24 protein-coding genes are annotated in these 25,939 nt (G+C 56.0%); 21 read left to right on the top strand and 3 right to left on the bottom strand.

The window, feature by feature from the left end; translation table 11 throughout:
• The gene (locus C5F52_RS07125; RefSeq protein ID WP_104797626.1) at nt 1-1,485 is read right to left on the bottom strand and encodes an NAD(P)H-hydrate dehydratase; all 1,485 of its coding nucleotides are present in this window, start codon (nt 1,483-1,485) and stop codon (nt 1-3) included.
• A complete protein-coding gene (locus C5F52_RS07120; RefSeq protein WP_104797625.1) occupies nt 1,482-2,738 on the bottom strand; it encodes an FAD-dependent oxidoreductase in 1,257 nt (418 codons plus the stop codon). The genes C5F52_RS07125 and C5F52_RS07120 overlap by 4 nt, the downstream gene beginning before the upstream one ends.
• 213 nt (nt 2,739-2,951) lie before the next feature.
• On the opposite strand from C5F52_RS07120, the gene rpsB reads away from it, so the two are divergent.
• From rpsB to C5F52_RS07025, 19 genes are all read left to right on the top strand, one after another.
• On the top strand, nt 2,952-3,692 hold the full coding sequence (gene rpsB, locus C5F52_RS07115) for a 30S ribosomal protein S2 (RefSeq protein WP_104797624.1): 741 nt from the start codon (nt 2,952-2,954) through the stop codon (nt 3,690-3,692).
• An 81-nt stretch (nt 3,693-3,773) separates the two neighbouring features.
• Nucleotides 3,774-4,667, top strand: a complete 894-nt coding sequence (gene tsf, locus C5F52_RS07110; protein WP_104797623.1) for a translation elongation factor Ts — start codon at nt 3,774-3,776, stop codon at nt 4,665-4,667.
• Between the two features lie 80 nt (nt 4,668-4,747).
• Entirely contained in the window at nt 4,748-5,470 is a 723-nt protein-coding gene (pyrH, locus tag C5F52_RS07105; RefSeq protein ID WP_104797622.1) for a UMP kinase, read from the top strand.
• Between the two features lie 48 nt (nt 5,471-5,518).
• Entirely contained in the window at nt 5,519-6,079 is a 561-nt protein-coding gene (gene frr / locus C5F52_RS07100; protein WP_104797621.1) for a ribosome recycling factor, read from the top strand.
• 6 nt (nt 6,080-6,085) lie between these two features.
• The gene (locus C5F52_RS07095) at nt 6,086-6,922 is read left to right on the top strand and encodes a phosphatidate cytidylyltransferase (protein WP_104797620.1); all 837 of its coding nucleotides are present in this window, start codon (nt 6,086-6,088) and stop codon (nt 6,920-6,922) included.
• A 20-nt stretch (nt 6,923-6,942) separates the two neighbouring features.
• Nucleotides 6,943-8,136, top strand: a complete 1,194-nt coding sequence (gene ispC, locus C5F52_RS07090; protein ID WP_104797619.1) for a 1-deoxy-D-xylulose-5-phosphate reductoisomerase — start codon at nt 6,943-6,945, stop codon at nt 8,134-8,136.
• Entirely contained in the window at nt 8,133-9,524 is a 1,392-nt protein-coding gene (gene rseP, locus C5F52_RS07085) for an RIP metalloprotease RseP (protein ID WP_104797618.1), read from the top strand. Before ispC ends, rseP begins: the two co-directional genes overlap by 4 nt.
• Nucleotides 9,525-9,567: 43 nt before the next feature.
• Nucleotides 9,568-11,874: an outer membrane protein assembly factor BamA gene (gene bamA / locus C5F52_RS07080; RefSeq protein WP_104797617.1), complete on the top strand. Its 2,307-nt coding sequence runs from the start codon at nt 9,568-9,570 to the stop codon at nt 11,872-11,874.
• A complete protein-coding gene (locus C5F52_RS07075) occupies nt 11,874-12,380 on the top strand; it encodes an OmpH family outer membrane protein (protein ID WP_104797616.1) in 507 nt (168 codons plus the stop codon). The genes bamA and C5F52_RS07075 overlap by 1 nt, the downstream gene beginning before the upstream one ends.
• A gap of 6 nt (nt 12,381-12,386) precedes the next feature.
• Nucleotides 12,387-13,370, top strand: a complete 984-nt coding sequence (gene lpxD, locus C5F52_RS07070) for a UDP-3-O-(3-hydroxymyristoyl)glucosamine N-acyltransferase (RefSeq protein ID WP_104797615.1) — start codon at nt 12,387-12,389, stop codon at nt 13,368-13,370.
• 2 nt (nt 13,371-13,372) lie between these two features.
• A complete protein-coding gene (gene fabZ, locus C5F52_RS07065) occupies nt 13,373-13,810 on the top strand; it encodes a 3-hydroxyacyl-ACP dehydratase FabZ (RefSeq protein WP_100132276.1) in 438 nt (145 codons plus the stop codon).
• A gap of 22 nt (nt 13,811-13,832) precedes the next feature.
• Nucleotides 13,833-14,627 carry an acyl-ACP--UDP-N-acetylglucosamine O-acyltransferase gene (gene lpxA / locus C5F52_RS07060; protein ID WP_104797614.1) on the top strand — a complete coding sequence of 265 codons (795 nt, stop codon included), beginning with the start codon at nt 13,833-13,835 and terminating at the stop codon, nt 14,625-14,627.
• A 5-nt stretch (nt 14,628-14,632) separates the two neighbouring features.
• Nucleotides 14,633-15,775, top strand: a complete 1,143-nt coding sequence (lpxB, locus tag C5F52_RS07055; RefSeq protein WP_201746977.1) for a lipid-A-disaccharide synthase — start codon at nt 14,633-14,635, stop codon at nt 15,773-15,775.
• Entirely contained in the window at nt 15,747-16,364 is a 618-nt protein-coding gene (rnhB, locus tag C5F52_RS07050) for a ribonuclease HII (protein WP_104797613.1), read from the top strand. The genes lpxB and rnhB overlap by 29 nt, the downstream gene beginning before the upstream one ends.
• Nucleotides 16,361-17,140 carry an RNA methyltransferase gene (locus tag C5F52_RS07045; RefSeq protein WP_104797612.1) on the top strand — a complete coding sequence of 260 codons (780 nt, stop codon included), beginning with the start codon at nt 16,361-16,363 and terminating at the stop codon, nt 17,138-17,140. The genes rnhB and C5F52_RS07045 overlap by 4 nt, the downstream gene beginning before the upstream one ends.
• A gap of 168 nt (nt 17,141-17,308) precedes the next feature.
• Nucleotides 17,309-18,472, top strand: a complete 1,164-nt coding sequence (gene carA, locus C5F52_RS07040; protein ID WP_201746976.1) for a glutamine-hydrolyzing carbamoyl-phosphate synthase small subunit — start codon at nt 17,309-17,311, stop codon at nt 18,470-18,472.
• Nucleotides 18,472-21,750 carry a carbamoyl-phosphate synthase large subunit gene (gene carB / locus C5F52_RS07035; protein WP_104797611.1) on the top strand — a complete coding sequence of 1,093 codons (3,279 nt, stop codon included), beginning with the start codon at nt 18,472-18,474 and terminating at the stop codon, nt 21,748-21,750. The genes carA and carB overlap by 1 nt, the downstream gene beginning before the upstream one ends.
• Before the next feature lie 22 nt (nt 21,751-21,772).
• Nucleotides 21,773-22,249: a transcription elongation factor GreA gene (greA, locus tag C5F52_RS07030; protein WP_104797610.1), complete on the top strand. Its 477-nt coding sequence runs from the start codon at nt 21,773-21,775 to the stop codon at nt 22,247-22,249.
• Nucleotides 22,250-22,258: 9 nt separating this feature from the next.
• Nucleotides 22,259-22,672, top strand: coding sequence for a DUF4149 domain-containing protein (locus C5F52_RS07025; protein ID WP_104797609.1), 414 nt, complete (start codon nt 22,259-22,261; stop codon nt 22,670-22,672).
• Between the two features lie 52 nt (nt 22,673-22,724).
• On the opposite strand, the gene C5F52_RS07020 is transcribed toward C5F52_RS07025, so the two are convergent.
• On the bottom strand, nt 22,725-23,201 hold the full coding sequence (locus tag C5F52_RS07020) for a YhbY family RNA-binding protein (protein ID WP_104797608.1): 477 nt from the start codon (nt 23,199-23,201) through the stop codon (nt 22,725-22,727).
• Nucleotides 23,202-23,235: 34 nt separating this feature from the next.
• Here C5F52_RS07020 and C5F52_RS07015 point away from each other — a divergent pair, with 34 nt between their 5' ends.
• Nucleotides 23,236-23,910, top strand: coding sequence for an RlmE family RNA methyltransferase (locus tag C5F52_RS07015; protein ID WP_104797607.1), 675 nt, complete (start codon nt 23,236-23,238; stop codon nt 23,908-23,910).
• Between the two features lie 106 nt (nt 23,911-24,016).
• Entirely contained in the window at nt 24,017-25,933 is a 1,917-nt protein-coding gene (ftsH, locus tag C5F52_RS07010) for an ATP-dependent zinc metalloprotease FtsH (protein WP_104797606.1), read from the top strand.
• The last annotated feature ends 6 nt before the right edge of the window (nt 25,934-25,939 follow it).

Raw genomic sequence — 25,939 nt, 5'->3', positions numbered from 1 at the left:
TCAGCGTACTGACGCAGCCAACCAAGCTGCGTCAAACGCTGGGCCTTTTGCATCATCCCAACGGTCGGCCACCCAACCGTGCGTGCGTACTGCCTCGCAACTGGCCAAGAATGCTTCATCGCCTTGGGCTAATTTGGCGCCGATCAAGCCTGCCAATACGTCACCAGTGCCTGCTGTCGCCAAACGCGGGTTACCGGTTGGGTTGATGACCGAAGTACGCCCCGTCTGCGCCATGATGCTGCCTGAGCCTTTGAGCACGACCACCGATTGCGTTTGTTGGGCCAGTGTTTCTGCGGCCTCAAGTCGATTCATTTGCACCTCAGCCGTCGTGCGGCCCAACATCCTCGCGGCTTCGAGCGGATGAGGTGTCAAGACAGTCGGTTGGCCTTTGGCGTGACGTGTTTTTAATAAACGTTGCAGCGATGGGTCTTGCGCCATGGCATTCAAAGCATCGGCATCTAACACCAACTGTGCGGCTGTGGAGAGTACGCGTGGCAACACCGCGCGCACGGCGTCTCCGCCGCCGCATCCGCAGACGATCGTCGCGTGTTTGAAGTCGAGGTCTGCCACGTTGCGCACCATCAAGGCTGGGTGCTGCGCTGCGACTGCGGTGTGGTCTGCGTCATCCAGAAAACCAATCATGACGCGACCTGCTCCGCCATGCAATGCGGCGGTGCTCGCCAAGACGGCCGCGCCCGTCATGCCAGTGGTTCCGCCAATCACCATCACATCGCCATAACTGCCTTTGTGGCTGTTGTGCGGGCGCGGTATGGATAAGGCCGTGCCTGCTTGGAGCCATGCAGTGGGTTGAGAGGCGCTTTCAATGCCTAAGTCAGAGAACCAGACTTGGCCTGCCGCATCGCGCCCATCGGCGGTGAAAAGTCCAGGTTTGAGTGTGAGCAGGCTCAAGGTGTGGCGCTGGGCCGTAGGCGCAATTGGCGCTTTGGGTTTGAGCAACCACTGCCCCGTGTCGCTCATCAAACCGGACGGGGTGTCTACGCACAAGATGGGCGATCCGCTTGCGTGCATCACATCCAACCATTGCGCGATGTTTCCCTCGGGCATGCGCTGGCAGCCAAGGCCGAGCAGGGCGTCGATGGCCAAATCAAATTGTGCGGGTGGCGTGGTTTCAAACGTCACGCCAGCCGCTGTGGCGCGTTGCCAAGCTTGTTGCGCATCGGGCGGCGTTAATTCGGGGGTGCCGAGCCATGTCACGACGGGGTGCTTTCCCCATTGCTTCAGATGCATGGCGGCTTCCAGCCCATCCCCGCCGTTGTTGCCGGGGCCGCAGGCGATCCAGATGGTGTGCGCGTGCGGCGTCAAGGCCAGGGCCAATTGCGCGGTGGCTAAACCGGCCCGCTGCATGAGGGTGTGGCTGGGTAATTCGCCTTGTGCTTCGCGTTCGATGGCCCGTGTTTCGCGCGTATTGAACAGCGGCCACGCTTGATCAAGGTGGATGCGTTGCACAAGGGGTTGATGGTTCATTGGGTTCGTCCTAGGCGTTCAACACCTAAGCCTGTGAGATCTATGTCGGGTTTGCGTCCGCTGATGCTGTCGGCGACCACGCGCGCGCTGCCGCAGGACAGCGCCCAGCCGCTGGATCCATGTCCTAAGTTCAGCCAAATATTGGGGACGCCACTGGCGCCCACGATGGGCGGGCCATCGGGCAGCATGGGGCGTGCGCCTTTCCAAATTTGGACATTGTCTTGTGTGCGTGCGGCGCCTGGAAACCAATCGTCCAGCACTTTGTACAAGGTTTTGATGCTGCCCGCATGATGCTGGTTAGCGTCCCCACCCATTTCCGCGCCGCCAGACACGCGCACGCGTTGGCCTAAGCGAGAGATGGCCACTTTGTAGCGCTCATCCATCACGCCGCTTCGGGGGGCGTCTAGGTGTTCACGGACAGCCGCGCTCACCGAGTAGCCGTGTACGGCCGCCAGCGGAATGCGCAAGCCGAGCGGGGCCAGCAATGAGGCGCTGGCCAAGCCTGCGCACATGACCACTGCATCAAAACTGCGTCCTGCATCGTCGGGGGCGAGCCGGATGGTGGTGGGTTGTGAGCGTAAAAGAGGCTGAACCTGTGCGTTTAAGTGCAGTTTCACGCCGATGGCTTCGGCTTCTTGTTTGAGCATCAGCGTGAACTGACGCGAGTTGCTGACTTCGTCGTCGGCAAAATGAAGCGCTTCCAAAAACGGCGTTTCTGGGTTGAGGGCGGGTTCGATCAAACGTGCTTGCTCAGGATTGAGTGTTTGAACGCTCAAGCCAGCGTCGCGCATGACCTGCAAAGAGGCTTGCGTTAATTTGCGCTCTGGCTCGCCGCGCAGCAAAACCAAAAGACCTTGCGCGCGCTCGTAATCCAAGTTCAGGCGATGGGTGAGTTCTTGCAAGCGTTGTTTGCTGTAGCTGGCAAGACGAAGCATGTTGCCGCGATTGCGTGCAAAGGTGGCGCTATCGCAGGCTTGTTGCCACTGCCAAAGCCAGTGCAATTCTCGCCAGCCAAGGTGGCCAATCCGTGCGGGGGTGTGGCGTTGCCACAGGTGCGTGAGTACATGCAGGGCCATACCTGGCTTGGCCCACGGCGTTGTGTAACCCGGCGACACCACGCCCGCGTTCGCAAAGCTGCACAGTTCTGCGGCAGAACCGTTGCATTCAAAAATACTAACTTGGTGGTTTTGATGTGCGAGCTCGTAGGCGGTCGTCACACCGATCACGCCTGCACCGATCACTGCAATCTTCATGAGTTTGTAGGGCCTGCGTGCTCTTGGCGTGGGGTGTTGTACATGTTTGGCTGTGCTAGAATCTTTGGGTTTTTCCGGATAACACCTCTCAGGGTTTGTTCGGAGTAAACATCACTCGCAAACCAGCCCATTCAAGGTGTTGCCGCATGTCTCAAAGTGTTGACCTGCGGCGATGAAGGGCTGGATTTTAGACCCAACCTTTGGAGTAAATCTATGTCAGTCACAATGCGCGAAATGCTGGAAGCCGGCGTCCACTTTGGTCACCAAACTCGCTTCTGGAACCCCAAGATGTCCCCGTTCATCTTCGGTCACCGCAACAAAATTCACATCATCAACTTGGAAAAATCGTTGCCGATGTTCCAAGACGCCATCAAGTTCGTGAAGCAGTTGTCTGCGAACCGTGGCACCGTGTTGATGGTTGGTACAAAGCGTCAATCCCGCGAAATCGTGTCCGCTGAAGCGCAACGCGCTGGCGTGCCTTTCGTTGACCAACGTTGGTTGGGTGGCATGTTGACCAACTTCAAGACGGTCAAGACATCGATCAAGCGTTTGAAAGACATGAAAATCCAGCAAGAAGCTGGTTTGGACGCTTTGTCTAAAAAAGAACAACTGATGTTCAAGCGCGAAATGGAAAAGCTTGAGAAAGACATCGGCGGCATTCAAGATATGGCTGTGTTGCCTGATGCCATCTTCGTGATCGACGTCGGCTACCACAAAATCGCCATCGCTGAAGCCAAGAAATTGGGCATCCCATTGATCGGCGTGGTGGACTCTAACCACTCACCAGAAGGCATCGACTACATCATCCCAGGTAACGATGACTCTTCTAAGGCTGTGACTTTGTACGCACGCGGCATCGCTGACGCCATCATCGAAGGCCGTGCCAACGCTGTCAACGACGTGGTCAAGGCTGTGGCCGAAGGCGCTGACGAGTTCGTTGAAGTCGCTGCTTAATCGCTAGGCCCAACGTCGAAAAGGGGCTTGTGTAGCCCCTTTTTCACACCTGAAATTTTTGAACTGATACGGAGAATTTAAATGGCTGCTATTACCGCAAGCATGGTCGCTGAATTGCGCGCTAAAACTGACGCTCCCATGATGGAGTGCAAAAAAGCTTTGACTGAAGCCGAAGGCGACATGGCCAAAGCAGAAGAGTTGTTGCGCGTCAAGCTCGGCAGCAAAGCTGGCAAAGCATCAAGCCGCGTCACCGCCGAAGGTGTTGTCGCTAGCTTCATCAATGGCAACACAGGTGCCTTGTTGGAAGTGAACTGCGAAACTGACTTCGTCACTAAAAACGACAGCTTCTTGGCTCTGGCACAAGCTGCCGTTGAGTTGATCGTCAAGCACAACCCCGCTTCTGTGGAAGAAATGGGTGCCTTGCCTTACAGCCAAGAAGGTTTCGGCCCTACATTGGAAGATGCGCGTAAAGGCCTGATCGGCAAGATCGGCGAGAACATGAGCTTCCGCCGCTTCAAGCGTTTTGACGGCGCACACAAGTTGGCTTCTTACTTGCACGGCACACGCATTGGTGTGTTGGTCGAGTTCGAAGGCGACGAAACAGCTGCCAAAGATGTGGCCATGCACGTTGCTGCGATGAAGCCAGTGGCTTTGACCAGCGCCGATGTGCCTGCTGAATTGATCGAAAAAGAGCGCTCAGTCGCTGCTGCAAAAGCTGCTGAGTCTGGCAAGCCTGCTGACATCGTCACCAAGATGGTCGAAGGTTCTGTGCAAAAGTACCTCAAAGAGGTGTCTTTGTTTGACCAAACTTTCGTCAAGAACGACAAGCAAACGGTTGAGCAAATGCTCAAGGCCGCCAACACCAAAGTGGCTTCTTTCACCCTGTATGTGGTGGGCGAAGGCATTGAGAAGAAGGTTGACGACTTCGCGGCCGAAGTGGCCGCACAAGTGGCTGCTGCCAAGCAGTCAGCTTAATCAGACAGGGGGGGGCGCAGGCTCCCCTTCTGTTATTTATTCCATACATTCATTTCACCCCATACATCCAGGAGCTTTTCATGACCACACCCCAGCCAGCCCACAAGCGTATTTTGCTCAAGCTGTCAGGGGAGGCCTTGATGGGCGACGATGCATTTGGTATCAACCGCGCCACCATCGTTCGCATCGTGGGCGAAGTGGCTGAGGTGATCAATTTGGGGGTGGAAGTGGCCATCGTGATTGGTGGCGGCAACATTTTCCGCGGTGTCGCGGGCGGTGCGGTCGGTATGGACCGAGCCACAGCCGATTACATGGGCATGCTGGCCACGGTGATGAATTCGTTGGCATTGGCTGACACCATGAACAAAGCCGGTTTGACGGCTCGTGTGATGTCGGCCATCGCGATTGACCAAGTGGTTGAGCCCTACGTTCGCCCCAAAGCTTTGCAATACCTTGAAGAGGGCAAAGTTGTGATTTTTGCCGCTGGCACTGGCAATCCCTTCTTCACCACCGACACCGCTGCAGCCTTGCGCGGCGCTGAGATTGGTGCAGAGATGGTGCTCAAAGCCACCAAAGTTGACGGTGTTTACACCGCCGACCCCAAAAAAGACCCCAACGCGACCCGTTACGACAAAATCAGTTTCGACGACGCGATTGGCCAAAACCTCGGCATCATGGACGCCACCGCCTTTGCGCTGTGTCGCGATCAAAAATTGCCCATCAAAGTGTTCTCGATTTTCAAGAATGGCGCCCTCAAACGTGTGGTGATGGGCGAAGACGAAGGCACTTTGGTATACGCCTAATTCACTGTACGTTTCGACCTCTTTAATGCGTTGCCTCCGGAGCACAACATGACCATCGCTGACATCAAGAAAACCACCGAAACCAAAATGGGCCAATCCATTGCGGCTTTCAGCCACAGTTTGACCAAAATCCGCACAGGCCGCCCCAGCCCAGCCTTGCTCGACAACGTGCAAGTGGACTACTACGGCTCCATGGTGCCGATCAGCCAAGTGGCCAACGTGTCTTTGTTGGATGCCCGCACCTTGAGCGTGCAACCTTGGGAAAAGCCCATGGGCGCCAAAATCGAAAAAGCCATTCGTGACAGCGATTTGGGGTTGAACCCCTCATCGATGGGCGAGTTGATTCGCGTCCCAATGCCCCCGATGTCGGAAGAACGTCGCAAAGAACTCACCAAGGTGGTTCGCACCGAAGGCGAGAACGCCAAAATCGCCGTGCGTAATTTGCGCCGCGATGCCAACGAATCGGTCAAAAAACTGGTCAAAGACAAACTCGCTTCTGAAGACGATCAAAAACGTGCAGAAGCCGATATCCAGAAAACCACCGACAGTCACATTGCTGAGATTGACAAGCTCATCGCCAGCAAAGAACACGAAATCATGGCGGTCTAAGACCTCATGTTGAAACAACGCGTCATCACCGCCCTTGTGTTGCTGGCGCTTTTGTTGCCAGCCTTGTTTGCATCGACGCCTGAGCCTTTGGCGGGCCTCACCTTGGTTTTGATTGCGGCAGGCGCTTGGGAGTGGGGCCGTTTGAATGGACTGGCCATGCGTGGTGCCTTGAGAACAGGTGCTGTGTGCGTCACACTGTGTTTGCTGGCATGGTCTGCGCGTTGGGCCTACCAAGCGCCCATTTTGATGTGGCCCGTTGCCGGCGCGGCTTGGGTGTTGGTGGGCGCCTGGCTTCTGCGCGGCGGGGTGACGGCATGGCCTGGCATTCCTCGCGCGGTGCGTTGGGTGGTGGGCGTATTGGCGCTGAGTTTGACTTGGCTTGCCATGTACCAAGCCAAAGTGATGGGCGTCAACTTTTTGCTCTCTTTGCTGCTTTTGGTTTGGATGGCAGACATCGCCGCTTATTTTTCAGGTCGTGCCTTCGGTCGCCGCAAATTGGCTGTAGCCATCAGCCCCGGCAAAAGCTGGGAAGGTGTGTGGGGCGGCATGGTCGGTGTTTTAGCCATGGCCTTCTTTTGGGTCTGGGCGGATACCCAATGGGCCGTCGATAGTCCCAGCTTGTTCACACGCCTGCACAGCCGAGGCTGGCCCTTCATGGTGCTGGCCACCTTGTTTTTGGTGGCCATGAGTGTGGTGGGTGATTTGGTGGAGTCTTTGGTCAAACGCAGTGCGGGCTTCAAAGACAGCAGTCAGTTGTTGCCGGGTCACGGCGGTGTGCTGGACCGTGTGGATGCCTTGTTGCCCACGCTGCCACTTGCACTCATGTTGGTGCAATCGGTTTGACCTCACATCACGGAGGCGCTATGCCGCAACGCATCACGGTGCTGGGATCGACCGGTTCGATTGGCACCAATACGCTCGATGTGATCGCACGTCATCCCGATCGATTTGAAGTTTTTGCGCTCAGTGGCGCCACCCAAGTTGACTTGATGTTGCGCCAATGCGCGCAATTCAAACCCCGCTTTGCGGTGATGGTGCAGCCAGAAGCCGCGAAGCAGTTGCAAGACAAAGTGCGTGCAGAGGGCTTGAGTGTGCAAGTGCTCAGCGGTGCTGCAGCGCTGGATGAGGTGTCTGCCCACGCGCAAGTCGATGCGGTGATGGCCGCCATCGTGGGGGCTGCAGGTTTATCGCCTTGCTTGGCCGCGGCCCGCAGCGGTAAGCGTTTGTTGCTGGCCAACAAAGAGGCTTTGGTGGTTGGTGCTGAGGTTTTTTTAGACGCGGTGAAAGACGGCGGCGCCACGCTGCTGCCGATCGACAGCGAGCACTCTGCCATTTTTCAATCCTTGCCCGAAGATCCAGCCACTTGGGACGCACGGGTGGCCAAAATCATTCTCACCGCCTCGGGGGGGCCGTTTCGCACCCGTGAATTGGCCACGTTGAAAGACGTCACGCCCGAGCAAGCCTGCGCTCACCCGAATTGGGTGATGGGGCGAAAAATCTCGGTCGATTCGGCCACCATGATGAACAAGGCCTTAGAGGTGATTGAGGCGCGCTATTTGTTTGGCTTGTCGCCTGAGCGTTTGGAGGTGGTGATTCATCCTCAAAGCATCATTCACTCCATGGTGCAGTACCGCGACAACTCCGTGGTGGCGCAGCTGGGCACGCCTGACATGCGTGTGCCCATTGCCTATGGTTTGAGTTGGCCTGAGCGCATGGTGTCTGGCGCAGAGGCACTCGACTTTCACGCTTTGTCGGCGATGACCTTTGAAGCTTTGGACGACCATGGCCATCCCGAGCGTTTTGCGGGCATTCATTTGGCTTGGCATGCGTTGCGTGGACCGCGCGGCACCACGGCGGTGTTGAACGCAGCCAATGAGGTCGCCGTGGCCGCGTTTCTTGATCGTCAAATTCGCTTTGACCAAATTCATCACCTGAATTTGAATTGTTTGTCTCGCATGACGTTTGATGCTCCCCACCATTTAGAGGATTTGTTGGCGTTGGATGCACAAGCTCGCGCTGTTGCGCAAGACGAAATTCATCGCTTGGCTTTGCCATGACCGTGCTCGCCTTTTTGCTCGGTTTGGGGCTACTCATCACCGTGCATGAGTGGGGCCACTATCGGGTGGCTGTGGCATGTGGCGTGAAGGTGCTGACGTTTTCGATTGGTTTTGGCAAGCCTTTGATGCGTTGGAAATCCAGTCGTCCTTACCCAGGTCAAGACACCGAATTTGTCATCAGCCTCATTCCCTTGGGTGGCTTCGTCAAGATGTTGGATGCCTCTGAAGAGGCGTTGACGCCTGCCGATGCCGCGATGGCTTTGGATCGCCAGCCTTTGTGGGCCCGTGCGGCCATTGTCTCGGCCGGTCCTCTGGCGAATTTCTTGTTGGCACTGGCTTTGTATGCCGCCACCTTTTGGCTTGGGCAATACGAAACCCGAGCGTTGTTGGCCACGCCTGTGGCGGGCTCTTCTGCGGAGTTAGCGGGCTTGAAAAGTGGCGATTTGGTGTTGCGTGCTGGCGTAGACGGTGCGTCTATGCAAGACATCGGCTCCATGGAGCAACTGCGCTGGTGGCTGATGCAGCAAGATCACACGGCGACAGGTCTTGTGTTGGATGTGCAACCCATGGCTCGTACAAGCTCGCACACGGTGTCCTTGATGCCACCTCCCGCCCAAGAGGGCACGAGCAACGCGGCCGCAGGTTTGCAAGATTTGGGTTTGGTGGGCGCGTGGAGTCGGGCGGTTCTGGGTGACTTGCAACCCAACGGCGCAGCCAAACAAGCGGGCTTGCAACGTGGCGATGAGGTGTTGCGCATCAACGGGCGCGTGGTCGACGATGCGGTCGCTTTGCGCGCGACAGTGCGCGCGAGTGCGCGTGCACAAGATGCTGACGCGATGGCTGAGCAAATTTGGGACATTCAACGTGCAGGGCAGGGCGTTTTGCACATCGCGGTGACGCCCGATCGCGTGGCCGAAGGCGCTGAGTTTGTGGGGCGCATTGGTGCCCAGGTGGGCGAGGCCCCGCAGAAAATTTGGATGCAATACGGGCTGATGGACGGCTTGCTTCGGGCTGTACACCGAACGTGGGAAGTTTCGCACCTGACCTTAGACATGATTGGGCGCTTGATCACGGGGCGCGCCTCACTCGACAACCTCAGCGGCCCGCTGAGCATGGCTGACTATGCGGGGCGTTCTGCCAGTGTCGGTTTGGCACCGTATTTGGCGTATTTGGCTTTGCTCAGCGTGAGCCTCGGCGTGTTCAATCTCTTGCCGTTGCCGGTCTTGGATGGCGGGCACCTGTTGTATTATCTTTATGAGGCTTTCACGGGGCATCCCCCCTCGCCACGATGGTTAGAGATCCTGCAAAGTGCAGGCATGGCGGTGCTGATGGCACTGATGGCTTTTTCTCTTTTTAACGACGTGGTTCGCTTGGGCTGGCTGAGTTAAGTCCCCCTACACAACAACCCCAAGGCCTTTGAGTTTTCAGTTCATGACCCATCCACTTCCTCGATTCCGTCGCTCCCCCTTGTCCTGCGCTGCAGCGCTTGTATTGGGTTCTGCATTGGCCTTCAATGTGTGGGCGGTTGATCCTTTCAAGGTGCGTGACATCCGTGTCGAAGGCTTGCAGCGCATTGAGCCAGGCACCGTTTTTGCCTCAATTCCGTTTCGCGTGGGCGATGACTACACCGACGAAAAAGGCGCGGCTGCCATTCGCAGTTTGTTTGCTTTGGGTTTGTTCAAAGACGTGCGCATTGAAGTCAATGGCGATGAGTTGGTGTTGATCGTTGAAGAGCGCCCCAACATTGCGACCGTTGAGTTCATCGGCACCAAAGAGTTTGACAAAGATGTGTTGCGCAAAGCCTTGCGTGATATCGGACTGGCTGAGGGCCGTCCGTTTGACAAAGCCTTGGCGGATCGTGCTGAGCAAGAACTCAAGCGCCAGTATGTGAATCGCAGTTTGTACGGCGCGGAAATCATCACCACCATCACACCGGTTGACCGCAACCGTGTGAACTTGTCATTTACGGTGGTCGAGGGTGATTTGGCCAAAATCAAGGAAATGCGCATCGTCGGTGCGCAAGCCTTTGGTGAATCCAAATTGTTGGATCAATTCGACCAAGGCACAGGCAACTGGCTGAGTTGGTACACCAAGTCCGACCGTTACTCCCGCACCAAGCTCAATGCAGATCTTGAAACTTTGCGCGCTTGGTATTTGTCGCGTGGTTACTTGGAGTTCCGTGTGGACTCCACGCAAGTGGCGATTTCACCGAACAAACAAGACATTTCCATCACCATCAACGTCACCGAGGGTGACCGCTTTGTGGTGTCGGAGGTGGCTTTGGATGGCTACTACTTGGGCAAAGACGACGAGTTCAAATCTTTGATCGAGATCAAGCCCGGCAAGCCTTACAACGCAGACGACGTGGCCAAGACCACCAAAGCATTCAACGAGTATTTTGGTAATTTTGGGTTTGCATTTGCCCGCACCGAGGTGCGTCCTGACATTGATCGCAGCACCAACCGCGTGAAGTTGGTGTTGGTCGCTGATCCGTCGCGTCGCGCCTATGTACGCCGCATCAACATCGTGGGCAACAACCGCACGCGCGACCAGATCGTGCGTCGTGAGTTCCGTCAAATGGAGTCTTCGTGGTACGACGGCGAGCGCATTCGTCTGTCGCGTGACCGTGTGAACCGTTTGGGTTATTTCAAAGATGTGGAAGTCGATACCCAAGAGGTGGCGGCGTCTCAAGATCAAGTGGATTTGAATGTGAACGTGGTTGAAAAACCCACGGGCATGTTGACCTTGGGTGCTGGTTTTTCAAGTGCAGAAAAAGTCACGTTCTCATTTGGTATTCAGCAAGACAACGTGTTTGGCAGTGGACAAAACTTGGGGCTGCAAGTCAGTACCAGCAAGTTCAACCAGTACTACGTGATCAACACGACCGACCCGTATTTCACCGAAGACGGTGTGTCACGCACCTTTGAGTACTACCACCGTTCCAGCCGACCTTACGTGGAGCAGGGCGGTGACTATCGCTTGGTCACGTCAGGTACGGGTATTCGTTTTGGCGTCCCGTTCAGTGAGTTAGATCGCATTTTTGTAGGCGCCTCTTTGGAGCAAACGCAAATTGTGCCGGGCACCAACTTGCCTGACTCGTATTTGAAATACGCCTATCAGTTTGGTTACACCACCCACACCGTGCCTCTGACGGTGGGCTGGGCGCGTGACAGTCGCGACAGTTATTTGAATCCGACGAATGGCAAGTTCATTCGCCTCAACAGCGAAACAGGTTTGGCGGGTGACACCCGTTATGCGAAGTTTGGGGCGCAATACCAGCAATATTTCCCCTTGAGCAAGCAATACACCTTTGCCTTCAATGCTGATTTCGGCTTGGGTAAAGGCCTGCAAGGCCAACCATTCCCTGTGTTTAAAAATTACTACTCAGGTGGCTTAGGCTCGGTGCGTGGTTTTGAACAAGGCACCTTGGGTCACCGTGACCCATCTGGCATCGTGAGCGGTGGCGCCAAAAAGGTCACGCTCAACAGCGAGTTCTTGTTGCCATTCCCAGGTGCTGGCAATGATCGAAGCTTACGTTTGTATGGTTTCTATGACATGGGTAACGTGTTTGGTGAGTACGACAAAATCCAGCTGAGTGAGCTGCGCAGCTCATATGGTGTGGGCTTGAGTTGGGTATCACCCATGGGCCCTTTGCGTTTTGCTTGGGCACGTCCTGCACGCTCCTTTACAGGCGATAGAATCCAAAGATTGCAATTCCAGATCGGGACATCCTTCTGATGAACACGTTTTTTCGCCACCTTTCTTTGACCCTCGCCTTGGGCTTGGCCGCATTCAGCGTGCAAGCTGAAGAAATTCGCATCGGATTTATCAATACCGACAGAATCTTCAAAGAGGCCAATACTGCCAAACAAGCGCAAGCCAAGTTGGAGCAGGAATTCGCCAAGCGCGACAAAGACCTGATTGAGTTTGGTAACAACCTGAAATCGTCTGCTGAAAAATTCGAGCGTGAAGCGCCGACTTTGTCGGAGTCGCAACGCTTGTCTCGCCAGAAACAATTGGGCGAGCAAGACCGCGAGTTGCAGCGCAAGCGTCGTGAGTTCCAAGAAGAACTGAATGCGCGTAAAAACGAAGAGTTTCAACAAGTGCTTGAGCGTGCCAATCGCGTGATCAAGCAAGTGGCTGAAACTGAAAAGTTCGACCTCGTTTTGCAAGAAGCCGTTTACATCAACCCCAAGCACGACATCACCGACAAAGTGCTCAAGGTCATCAACGCTGCCAAATAAGCTGCCGTGGCACTGAGTCTCGGCCAGATCATCGAAAGTTTGGGTGGTCGCCTCGTTGGCGATCCTCAGCACCTGATTCAAAAACTCGCACCGCTTGACACTGCGCAAGTCGATGCGCTGAGTTTTTTAAGCAATCCCAAATACCAGTCACAACTCGCCACCACACAGGCGGGCTGTGTGATTGTGTCGCCGGCAGTGGAAGCGAGTACTGACACTCGCACCGCCATGATCGTGGCAGACAACCCTTATCACTACTTTGCACGCTTGACCCAGCTCTGGCGTCAGCATTTGCCCAAAGACGATGCACCCTTGGTGCACCCCAGTGCGGTCATCCACCCCAGCGCTTCTGTGCACGCGACCGCACGAATAGGTCCGCTCTGCGTGGTGGAGCGGGGCGTGCATATCGGTGCCAATACGTGGCTTAAATCCGGTATCACCGTCGGCGAAGATTGCCACATTGGCGAACGCTGCATCATCCACGCGGGCGTGGTGATTGGTGCCGATGGTTTTGGTTTCGCCATGTTTGAAGGACGCTGGGAAAAAATTGAGCAACTGGGTGCTGTGCACATTGGCAACGATGTCGAAATTGGCGCCAACACCTGCATTGATCGCGGAGCCTTGGATGACACGGTGCTGGAAGACGGCGTCAAACTCGACAACTTGGTGCAAATCGGTCACAACGTGCACGTAGGCGCGAACACCGCGATGGCTGGATGCGCCGGTGTCGCAGGCAGCGCGCGCATTGGTGCAAATTGCACCGTAGGCGGTGGGGCGGTGGTGCTGGGGCATTTGCAATTGGCCGATGGCGTGCACATTTCTGCAGCCTCAGTGGTCATGCGATCAATTCGACAGCCCGGTCAATACAGTGGTGTGTTTCCCATCGACGACAATGCGTCGTGGGAGAAAAATGCCGCGACTTTGCGTCAGTTGCACCGTTTGCGTGACCGCATCAAATCTCTTGAATCAGCTTTAGAAAGTCAAAAAAAATGAGCATGGACATCCATCAAATCTTGAAGCAGTTGCCTCACCGTTACCCGTTCTTGTTGGTCGACCGCGTGTTGGAGTTGGAAAAAGGCAAAAGCATCAAGGCGCTCAAAAACGTGACCATGAACGAGCCATTTTTCAGTGGCCATTTCCCGCACCACCCGGTCATGCCCGGTGTGTTGATTTTGGAAGCTTTGGCACAAGCCGCCGCTTTGTTGGCGTTTGACACTTTAGGTGCTGCCCCCGATGACAAAACCGTGTATTACTTCGCAGGCATTGACGGTGCACGCTTCAAGCGCCCCGTCGAACCCGGCGATCAGTTGACCTTGGAAGTCGAGTTGGACCGCATGAAAGCTGGCATCTTCAAATTCAAAGCACGCGCCAAAGTGGGTGATGTGATCGCCACCGAAGCCGAGCTGATGTGCACCATGCGCGCCATTGCCTAATCTGACAAGCCCTACACAGACGATGAGCAACATCCACGCGACCGCACTGGTCGATCCCAAAGCCGAGTTGGACAGCTCGGTGCAGGTGGGGCCGTACACCATCATTGGCCCGCATGTGCGCATTGGTGCTGGCACGACGGTCGGGCCGCACTGCGTGATCGAAGGTCACACCACGATTGGTCAAGACAACCGTATTTTTCAGTTCAACTCCTTGGGCGCTATTCCGCAAGACAAAAAGTATGCGGGCGAGCCTTGTGAGTTGATCATTGGCGACCGCAACACCATCCGTGAGTTTTGTACGTTCAACATTGGTTCACCTGGTGATGCCGGTGTGACCCAAGTCGGAAACGACAACTGGATCATGGCCTACGTCCACTTGGCGCACGACTGCGTGGTGGGCAACCACACCATCTTCGCCAATAGTGCGCAGCTGGCAGGCCATGTGCATGTGGGGGACTGGGTGATCTTGGGCGGCTTCACGGTGGTGCACCAATTTGTGCGCATTGGTGCGCACAGCTTTTCGGCCATGCACTCGTTGTTGTTTGCCGATGTGCCGCCTTTCGTCATGTGCCAAGGTCAACCCGCCGAGCCACGTTCGATGAACTTTGAGGGTTTGCGCCGTCGTGGTTTTTCTGCGGAGCGCATCAGTGCCGTGAAGGCCATGCACAAGGCCTTGTACCGCGACGATTTGACGCTGGACAAAGCCAAAGAGCGCATTGCTGCGCTTACCCAAGAAAAACCAGAAGCTGCCGCCGATGTGGCCATGATGCTGGATTTCTTGGACCACACATCGCCGCAACGCGGCATCATTCGCTAAATTTCATGGCTGGGGCTTTGTCTTTCTCGCTGGTCGCAGGCGAGGCTTCGGGTGATTTGTTGGCAGGTTTGCTCTTGGGCGGCATGCGCCAAAAATGGCCAGACATGCAAAGCGCGGGCATTGGTGGCCCCCGCATGGCGTCCCAAGGCTTTGAGCCTTGGTGGCCTTACGAAAAATTAGCGGTGCGTGGCTACGTCGAGGTGCTGCGTCATTACCGCGAAATTGTGGGCATTCGTCGCCAGTTGCGTGATCGCCTACTGGCCAACCCACCGAGCGCTTTCATCGGTGTGGATGCGCCTGATTTCAACCTTGATTTAGAGCGTGACCTCAAAGGCGCAGGTATTCCTGCTGTGCACTTTGTGTGTCCTTCCATTTGGGCGTGGCGTGCAGATCGGGTCGAAAAAATCCGTCAAAGCGTTGACCATGTGTTGTGCATTTTTCCGTTTGAGGAAGCCTTGTTGGCCCAACATGGCATTGCTGCAACTTACGTCGGCCATCCTTTGGCTCAAACCATTCCAGATGTTGTCGACCGCGTGGCTGCGCGAACCGCATTAGGGCTTCCTCAAGAGGCGACGGTGGTGGCCTTGTTGCCAGGCAGCCGCAGCTCAGAAATTGAGTATTTGGCGCGTCGCTTTTTGCAAGCTGCGCAACGCATGGCCCAACGCCAGCCTGGCTTGCACTTTGTGCTGCCCGCGATGCCCGCGTTGCGCGCACGCATTGACGCGATTTCGAAAGAGGTGGGCCCTGTGCCCAATCTTCTGCTGTTGAATGGTCAGTCACATGCCGCCTTGGCCGCATGTGACGTGACTTTGATTGCCAGCGGCACCGCGACGCTGGAGGCGGCACTGTTCAAGCGCCCCATGGTGATTGCGTACAACATGAACTGGCTGAGTTGGCAAATCATGCAGCGCAAGAAGTTGCAGCCTTGGGTGGGCTTGCCCAATATTTTGAGCCAAGACTTTGTGGTGCCAGAGTTGCTTCAAGAGGCGGCAACGCCTGACGCGATGGCGCACGAGGTGCTGCAGTGGTTGGATCATCCCGCTGCCATGGCCGATGTTCAACGACGCTTTGCAGTGCTGCATGACAGCCTGCGTCGCGACACTTCCGCACTGGCGGCACATGCGATCGAAAAAGTTCTTGCGCGCTGAACAAGCACCGCTCATTTGGGATGCCCCCGGTTTGATGGCGGGTGTCGATGAGGCTGGACGCGGCCCGCTGGCAGGCCCCGTCGTGGCAGCGGCCGTGATTTTGGATGACCAAAATCCCATCCTTGGTTTGGCAGATTCCAAAAAACTCACACCTCTCAAACGCGAGCGTTTGTACGACGAAATTCGTGCCAAAGCGCTTTGTTTTTGTGTTGCCGAAGCCAGCGTTGAAGAAATCGACACCTTGAATATTTTGCAGGCCACCCTGTTGGCGATGCGCCGTGCGGTGGAGGGCTTACGCTTGAAACCCCACAAAGTGCTGGTCGACGGTAATCGTCTGCCAGTTTTGGATGTGTTGGCTGAGGCCATCGTCAAAGGCGATAGCAAAGTGCCGGCTATTTCTGCGGCTTCTATTTTGGCGAAAGTGCATCGTGATCGTTGGTGCGTGCAGCTGCACGCCGAGTATCCGATGTATGGGTTCGACAGTCACAAAGGCTATGGCACCGCCGCACATTTGTTGGCGCTGCAAACCCACGGCGCGACGCCTTGGCATCGCACCACGTTTTCGCCCGTCACCAAAGTTTTGACATGAATCTGATTACCTCGCGCGACAACCCCTTGGTGAAAGAGTTGCGCCGTTTGTCGCAAGACAGTTCGGCCTACCGCAAGCTCGGACGCGTGTGGCTGGAAGGCGATCATCTGTGTCGTGCCGCGCTCACCCGTGGCGTCAAGCCTGAGCATGCGGTATTTGCAGAGTCCCAATGGGCGACAGCACCTTTAGCGTGGACGCGTGCTGCAGAGCGCAACACCGTTTTGCCCGATGCGCTGTTTGCAGAAATCAGCAGCCTTGAGTCTCCCGCGCGGATGGGGTTTATTTTGGCCACGCCCACCACCCAAGTGGTGCAGCCTCAAATGGCGACCGTGGTGCTAGACCGCGTGCAAGATGCGGGCAATGTGGGCTCCATTTTGCGCAGCGCCTCCGCGTTTGGGTTTGGGCAAGTGTTGGCGATCAAGGGGACGGCGGCATTGTGGTCGCCCAAGGTGCTACGTGCAGGGATGGGCGCGCATTTTGGGTTGCATTTGGTCGAGGGTTTGTCGCCAGAGGCGCTGCAGGCGCTAGACATTCCATGGGTTGCAACCAGTTCGCACCAAGGGCCTTTTTTGCACACGTTGTTGGCACAAGCCAAGTTGCCTATGCCTTGCGCGTGGCTGATGGGGCACGAAGGGCAGGGCGTATCGCCTGAGTTGGCACAGCGCGCTGAGTTGGCGGTGCGAATCGCGCAGCCCGGCGGTGAGGAGTCGCTCAATGTGGCCGCCGCCGCCGCCATTTGCTTGCACGCCAGCGCGACCTGTCATTTGGTGGATTAAGGCGGGCAAACACTGGGGAAAACCAGTGCCTCGGATATAATAAGAGGCTTTCCCGCATCAACCTGTACGCCCCAGCCAAAACTAGGCAAATTCCTCGAACAAAGCAGCCAAAGAGAAGACATTCTCTTGTGAGCGCTGAGGCGTACCCGAACTATTCCGGAGAACCCAGTGCTTTTGTCTCTTCAGGGAACCTTCCCGCCCGCCATTCTGGCGCTCGCAGACGGCACGGTCTTTATCGGCAACTCGATCGGAGCCTCAGGCTCCACAGTCGGCGAAGTGGTGTTCAACACCTCACTCACCGGCTATCAGGAAATCCTCACTGACCCCAGCTATTGCCAGCAGATCGTCACTTTGACGTACCCGCACATCGGCAACTATGGCGTCAACGTGGAAGACATCGAAGCTGACAAAGTCCATGCTGCTGGCTTGATCATCAAAGATTTGCCTTTGATCGCAAGCAACTTCCGCTCAAACCAAACCTTGTCTGCCTATTTGGTCGATGCAGGCACGGTCGCGATTGCCAACATCGACACCCGTCAACTGACGCGCTTGCTGCGTACCCAAGGTGCCCAAAACGGTGCCATCTTGGGCTTAGCGCAAGGTCAGCAAGTGACCCAAGCTTTGATTGACCAAGCGGTGGCCGCCGCACAAGCTGCGCCTTCGATGTCTGGTCTCGATTTGGCTCAAAAAGTCACCGTGTCTGAGTCTTACGACTGGACCGAAACTGAGTGGGTGTTGGGTCAGGGCTACGGCACTTTGGCTGCCCCAAAATTTCACGTGGTCGCCTATGACTTTGGCGTGAAGAAAAATATTTTGCGTATGTTGGCTGAGCGCGGCTGTCAAGTGACGGTGGTGCCCGCCAAAACATCGGCGGCTGACGTGCTCAAGCACAACCCTGACGGTATCTTCTTGTCCAACGGCCCTGGCGACCCACAGCCTTGCGACTACGCGATTGCGGCGGCGGCCGAGTTGATTGAAACCGGCATCCCGACCTTCGGCATTTGCCTGGGTCATCAGATCATGGCCTTGGCCAGTGGCGCCAAAACCTTCAAGATGAAGTTCGGCCACCACGGTGCCAACCACCCTGTGAAAGAACTCGACACAGGGCGCGTGTCTATCACCAGCCAAAACCACGGTTTTGCGGTGGATGAAAAGACCTTGCCCGCCAACTTGCGTGCCACCCACGTGTCTTTGTTTGACGGCACCTTGCAGGGCTTGGCCCGCACCGACAAGCCCGCGTTTTGCTTCCAGGGCCACCCCGAAGCATCGCCCGGCCCGCACGACATTGCTTACCTCTTTGACCGCTTCATCAACTTGATGGAGACAAAATAATGCCTAAGCGCACCGACCTCAAAAGCATCCTCATCATTGGCGCAGGCCCGATCATCATCGGTCAGGCTTGCGAGTTCGACTACTCCGGCGTGCAGGCCTGCAAGGCCCTGCGCGAAGAGGGTTACAAAGTCATCCTGATCAACAGCAACCCCGCCACGATCATGACCGACCCGGCCACGGCCGACGTCACCTACATCGAGCCCATCACTTGGCAGACGGTCGAGAAGATCATCGCCAAAGAGCGCCCCGATGCGATCTTGCCCACCATGGGCGGCCAGACTGCGCTGAACTGCGCTTTGGACCTGTGGCACAACGGCGTGCTCGAAAAGTACAAGGTCGAACTGATTGGCGCCACGCCTGAAGCCATCGACAAAGCCGAAGACCGCTTGAAGTTCAAAGACGCCATGACCAAGATCGGTCTGGGATCGGCCCGCTCCGGCATCGCCCACAGCATGGATGAAGCGTGGGATGTGCAAAAGACCTTGGGTTTCCCCACGGTCATTCGCCCCAGCTTCACGCTGGGCGGCACGGGTGGCGGCATTGCCTACAACCCCGAAGAATTCGAAGTCATTTGCAAGCGCGGTCTGGAGGCTTCGCCCACCACCGAGTTGCTGATTGAAGAGTCCTTGCTCGGCTGGAAAGAGTATGAGATGGAAGTGGTTCGCGACAAGGCGGACAACTGCATCATCATCTGCTCGATCGAAAACTTGGACCCCATGGGCGTGCACACGGGTGATTCCATCACCGTGGCACCTGCACAGACGTTGACCGACAAGGAATATCAGATCTTGCGCAACGCGTCTTTGGCGGTGCTCCGCGAGATCGGTGTGGACACGGGCGGCTCGAACGTGCAGTTTTCGATCAACCCCAAAGATGGCCGCATGGTTGTCATCGAGATGAACCCACGCGTGTCGCGTTCATCGGCTTTGGCGTCCAAAGCCACGGGTTTCCCAATTGCGAAAGTCGCGGCCAAGCTGGCGGTGGGCTACACGCTCGACGAGCTGCGCAACGAAATCACAGGCGGTGCAACGCCCGCTTCGTTCGAGCCCTCGATCGATTACGTGGTCACCAAGATCCCACGTTTTGCATTTGAGAAGTTCCCCACCGCTGACAGCCGCCTGACCACCCAAATGAAATCGGTGGGCGAGGTGATGGCCATGGGCCGTACCTTCCAGGAGTCCTTCCAGAAAGCCCTGCGCGGTCTGGAAGTCGGCGTGGACGGCATGAACGAAAAAACCCAAGACCGCGAAGTACTCGAGAAAGAACTGGGTGAGCCCGGTCCCGAGCGCATCTGGTACGTGGGTGATGCATTCGCCATGGGCTTGAGTGTGGACGAGGTGTTTGCCTTGACCAAGATCGACCCTTGGTTCCTGGTGCAGATCGAAGAGATCGTGAAGATCGAGCTGGAACTTGAAACCACCACGCTGGAAGCCATCACCGCCGAAGAGTTGCGTGCGCTCAAGAAGAAAGGCTTCTCGGACCGCCGCCTGGCCAAGTTGCTGAAGACCACCGAGCATGTGGTGCGTGCGCGCCGCCATGCCCTGAACATCCGTCCCGTTTACAAGCGTGTGGACACCTGCGCGGCCGAGTTCTCTACCGACACCGCGTACATGTACTCGTGCTACGAAGGTAATGGCAACACCTTCGGCTTGGGCGACGCCGAGTGTGAAGCCGAGCCGACGACCAACAAGAAAATCATGGTCTTGGGTGGTGGCCCGAACCGCATCGGCCAAGGCATTGAGTTCGACTACTGCTGCGTGCACGCGGCTCTCGCCATGCGCGAAGACGGTTACGAAACCATCATGGTCAACTGCAACCCCGAGACCGTGTCGACCGATTACGACACCTCGGATCGCTTGTACTTCGAGCCTGTCACCTTGGAAGACGTGCTCGAAATCGTCGACAAGGAAAAGCCTACCGGCGTCATTGTTCAATACGGCGGTCAAACGCCTTTGAAGTTGGCTTTGGACTTGGAAGCGGCCGGCGTGCCCATCATCGGCACCAGCCCAGACATGATCGACGCGGCCGAAGACCGCGAGCGATTCCAGAAATTGCTTCAAGACCTCGGTCTGCGCCAACCCCCCAATGCCACCGCTCGCACCGAGCCAGAAGCTTTGGAAAAAGCCGCTGCTTTGGGTTACCCCTTGGTCGTGCGCCCCAGCTACGTGCTGGGCGGCCGTGCCATGGAAATCGTGCACGAACAACGTGACCTGGAGCGCTACATGCGCGAAGCGGTCAAGGTGTCGCACGACTCGCCCGTGTTGTTGGACCGTTTCCTGAACGACGCCATCGAGTGCGATGTGGACTGTCTGCGCGACCCCGAAGGCAAGACCTTCATCGGCGGCGTGATGGAACACATTGAGCAAGCGGGTGTGCACAGCGGTGATTCGGCTTGCTCCTTGCCGCCGTATTCTTTGTCGGCTGAAACCGTGACCGAACTCAAGCGCCAATCGGCCGCGATGGCCGGTGCTCTGAACGTGGTGGGTCTGATGAACGTGCAGTTCGCCATCCAGCATGTCGACGGCAAAGACGTGATTTACGTGTTGGAAGTGAATCCCCGCGCTTCACGCACCGTGCCTTATGTTTCCAAAGCCACGGGCATCCAGTTGGCCAAGGTGGCAGCACGCTGCATGGCGGGCCAGACGCTGGCATCGCAAGGCATCACCCAAGAAGTCACGCCACCTTATTTCAGCGTGAAAGAAGCGGTTTTCCCGTTCGTGAAGTTCCCCGGTGTGGACACCATCCTCGGCCCCGAGATGAAGTCGACCGGTGAAGTCATGGGCGTGGGCAAGACCTTTGGTGAAGCCTTTGTGAAGAGCCAATTGGGCGCAGGCACCAAGCTGCCACGCCCAACCAAGGCCGACGGCTCGCCATCGGGCAAGGTGTTCATTTCGGTCAAGAACAATGACAAGCCGCGTGCCATCGAAGTGGCGCGTCAATTGGTCGCACAAGGCTTTGCTTTGATTGCCACCAAAGGCACGGCCAATGCGATCAATGCTGCTGGTGTGGTTTGTGCCACGGTCAACAAGGTGACCGAAGGTCGTCCCCACATCGTGGACATGATCAAAAACAACGAAGTGGTGTTGGTCATCAACACAGTGGAAGAGCGTCGCAATGCGATTGCCGATTCACGTCACATCCGCACTTCGGCATTGCTCAACCGTGTGACGACCTTCACCACCATTGCGGGCGCAGAAGCGGCTGTTGAGGGGATGAAGTACATGGACCAGTTGGATGTCATTTCTGTGCAGGAAATGCACGCGCAACTGACGGCTTAAGCAGCCAGATTAGAAAAAGACCATGGCCACTATTCCTATTACCAAACGCGGTTCAGAGAAGCTCAAAGACGAGTTGCACAAACTCAAAACGGTTGAGCGTCCCGCTGTGATCAATGCCATCGCCGAGGCGCGTGCACAAGGTGACTTGAGCGAAAACGCCGAATACGATGCTGCCAAAGATCGTCAAGGTTTCATCGAAGGCCGCATTCAAGAAGTTGAAGGCAAGCTGTCGGTGGCTCAAATCATTGACCCGTCTGAGTTGGATGCGGGTGGACGCGTGGTGTTTGGTGCCACTGTGTCGTTGGAAGATGAAGATTCCGGCGACAAAGTGACCTACCAAATCGTGGGTGAAGACGAAGCCGATTTGAAACTTGGCTTGGTCAACATCAGCAGCCCGATTGCGCGAGCCTTGATTGGCAAAGAAGAGGGTGATGTGGCTGAAGTGCAGGCGCCGGGTGGCGTCAAGCGCTACGAGATTGTGACCGTCTCGTACATCTGATCTTGCACCATGGCGCGTTTGCAAATCTTTTTAGCAGCGCTGTGGTGGGGCAGTTTGATGGTGGTTGGCTTCATCGTTGTGCCGCTGCTGTTTGTGCATTTGGAAACGCCTGCGATCGCGGGTCGCATGGCGGCCAAGTTGTTCACCGCGCAGAGTTGGTTGTCCGTGGCATGTGGTCTTCTTTTGCTCTTGGCGGCGAGACGTGATGCCAAAGATGCCGCGCATACCCCTTCAATTTGGGTGGTGGGTGGTGTGTTGTTGGCGTTGTTGTTGGAGCTTGCGGTGGCTCCGCATATCGTGGCGCGAGAAAATCTGATGCTTTGGCACAACCTTGGCAGTGCGTTTTATTTGATGCAATGTGTGTGTGCCGCTAAGGCTTTATGGCAGCTGAGCGAAACCAAAACACAGATCATTGCCACATGAAAAAAGGGCATTCATGTGAATGCCCTTGTTGTTCAAGATCGCAAAAAGTGGGTTAACTCAAGCTGCGTTTCTTGATCGAAATTTTCTTAGGCTTTGCACGTTTGACTTGGCCGCCAGAGGTCAGGCGTTGATTGCCCAAAACGCGCAGTGTTTTGACTTCAGGGCGCTGTCCGCCACGTTTGCTGTACTTCAGTACCTTCACGTCGCGTGGACCTGCCATGCGGTCCTCGTCGGCGTCATCGCGAACTTTGTCTGACTTGGGGCGCCACAAGACAAAGAGTTTGCCGATGTGTTGAATCGGTGCGGCGTTGAGTTGGTCTGCCAAAGCGAGGAACATGGCTTCGCGGGCAGGGCGGTCATCGCCAAGCACGCGAATTTTGATGAGACCGTGGGCATTCAGCGCCATCTCGGCTTCTTTGAGAACGGCGGGCGTCAAACCATCGTTGCCGATCATCACGACGGGGTCGAGATGGTGCGCTTCGGCACGGTGAATTTTGCGTTGAGCAGGTGTGAGTTGTATTGCAGACATGGGGGTATTATCCCCGCTCGCTTAAAGGTATGAATTGAAAGCTAAAACTAAAAGCAAAAAGGTCAACAAAACATGGTTAAACGACCATGTGAACGATACCTACGTCAAGCTGGCCCAAAAAGAAGGCTACCGAGCCCGTGCGGCTTACAAGCTCAAAGAAATTGACGAGCAACTCAGCCTCATCAAACCGGGTAACGTGGTGGTGGACTTGGGCTGTGCACCGGGGGCGTGGTGCCAATATCTCCGTCGTCGCATGTCGCCCGCAGGCGCTGCGGCAGGAACGTTGAACGGCACGATCATTGGTCTGGATATTTTGTCCATGGAGCCCGTGGAAGATGTCACGTTCATTCAAGGGGATTTCCGTGAGGAAGAGGTCTTGGCGCAGCTGGAAGCGGCCCTGCAAGGCCGTATCGTGGACGTGGTGGTGTCAGACATGGCGCCCAACCTCACGGGCATTGAATCGACCGATGCGACACGCATTGCCCACTTGATTGAGTTGGCCGTCGATTTCGCACAAAAGCATCTCAAAGACGATGGCGCTTTGGTCGTCAAGCTTTTTCATGGCAGTGGCTACAGCGATTTGGTCAATCTTTTCAAAAGCACGTTTCGCGTGGTCAAGCCCATCAAGCCCAAGGCCAGTCGGGACAAATCAAGTGAAACCTTTTTAATTGGTATGGGCCTCAAGCACCGCAATCTTGCTAATCCTTGAGCCTTGCAAGGCTGAATCGTGCAGGTAAATATTTATCAGCGCTTGAAAAGCCTAAAATCTAGCCCAACTGATACGTCTTGTATCTCTTTTTATTTCGGAGCCCACATTGAACAATCAATGGTTCTCAAAAGTCGCAGTTTGGTTGGTGATCGCCTTGGTGCTGTTCACCGTGTTCAAGCAATTTGAAACACGTCCTAGCGCAGGCAATGGCTATGTGGGCTACTCAGACTTCCTAGAAGAAGTTCGTGCCAAGCGCATCAAAACTGCCACCATCCAAGAAGGTTCTGGCGGCACAGAAATTGTGGCCGTCACCAATGACGAGCGCAAACTGCGCACGACAGCCACCTACTTGGATCGCGGTTTGGTGGGTGACTTGATCGCCAACGGCGTCAAGTTTGATGTCAAGCCCCGCGAAGAAGGCTCGCTCTTGATGACCTTGCTGGTCAGCTGGGGCCCCATGTTGCTGTTGATTGGCGTTTGGGTGTACTTCATGCGCCAAATGCAAGGCGGCGGCAAGGGCGGGGCGTTTAGCTTTGGCAAAAGCAAAGCACGCATGCTCGACGAGAACAACAACACCGTGACGTTTGCCGACGTGGCGGGTTGCGATGAGGCCAAAGAAGAAGTCAAAGAGGTTGTGGACTTCTTGAAAGATCCACAGAAATTTCAAAAACTGGGCGGTCGTATTCCGCGCGGTTTGCTGTTGGTAGGACCTCCCGGTACCGGTAAAACTTTGTTGGCCAAAGGCATCGCTGGCGAAGCCAAAGTGCCATTCTTTAGCATTTCAGGTTCTGATTTCGTCGAAATGTTTGTGGGCGTGGGCGCAGCCCGCGTGCGCGACATGTTTGAAAACGCCAAGAAAAATGCGCCTTGCATCATCTTCATCGACGAGATCGATGCCGTGGGTCGTCAACGTGGTGCAGGCTTGGGCGGTGGCAACGACGAGCGCGAACAAACTTTGAACCAAATGCTGGTCGAGATGGATGGTTTCGAAACCAACCTCGGTGTCATCGTGGTCGCTGCGACCAACCGTCCTGACATTTTGGATGCTGCGTTGTTGCGCCCAGGTCGCTTTGACCGTCAGGTCTACGTGACCTTGCCGGACATCCGTGGTCGCGAACAAATTTTGAATGTGCACATGCGTAAAGTGCCCATCGGTCAGGACGTGAATGCCAGCATCATTGCCCGCGGCACGCCCGGCATGAGCGGCGCTGATTTGGCCAACTTGTGCAACGAAGCCGCTTTGATGGCCGCCCGTCGCAATGCGCGCGTGGTCGAAATGGTCGACTTCGAAAAGGCCAAAGACAAAATTTTGATGGGCCCTGAGCGCAAGAGCATGGTCATGCCCGAAGAAGAACGTCGCAACACGGCTTATCACGAGTCGGGTCACGCTTTGATTGGCAAGTTGTTGCCCAAGTGCGACCCCGTTCACAAAGTAACCATCATTCCGCGTGGCCGTGCCTTGGGCGTGACCATGAGCTTGCCCGCGCAAGACCGCTACAGCTACGACAAGGAATTCATGCTGAATCAAATCAGCATGTTGTTTGGTGGCCGTATTGCGGAAGAAGTGTTCATGAACCAAATGACCACTGGTGCCAGCAACGACTTTGAGCGTGCGACCTCCATCGCCCGTGACATGGTGATGCGCTACGGCATGACGCAGGCTTTGGGCCCCATGGTCTATGCTGAAAATGAAGGCGAAGTGTTTTTGGGTCGTTCCGTGACCAAAACCACCAACATGTCCGAGGCCACCATGCAAAAGGTGGACATGGAAGTGCGCAGCATCATTGACACGCAGTACACCTTAGCCCGTCGCTTGATCGAAGAGAACGCCGACAAGATGCACGCCATGGCCAAAGCTTTGTTGGAATGGGAAACCATTGACACCGAGCAGTTGGACGACATCATGGCGGGGCGCGAGCCACGTCCGCCCAAAGATTGGGCACCTCGCAGCAAACCACCATCAGGCGATGGCAGCGGTGGCACACCCGCAGTGCAGACTGAGCCTTCTCCTTCTGCTGCTTAAGCGGTC

Source organism: Limnohabitans sp. TS-CS-82 (assembly GCF_002943475.1).
This window is presented reverse-complemented; position numbering and strand designations above follow the sequence as displayed.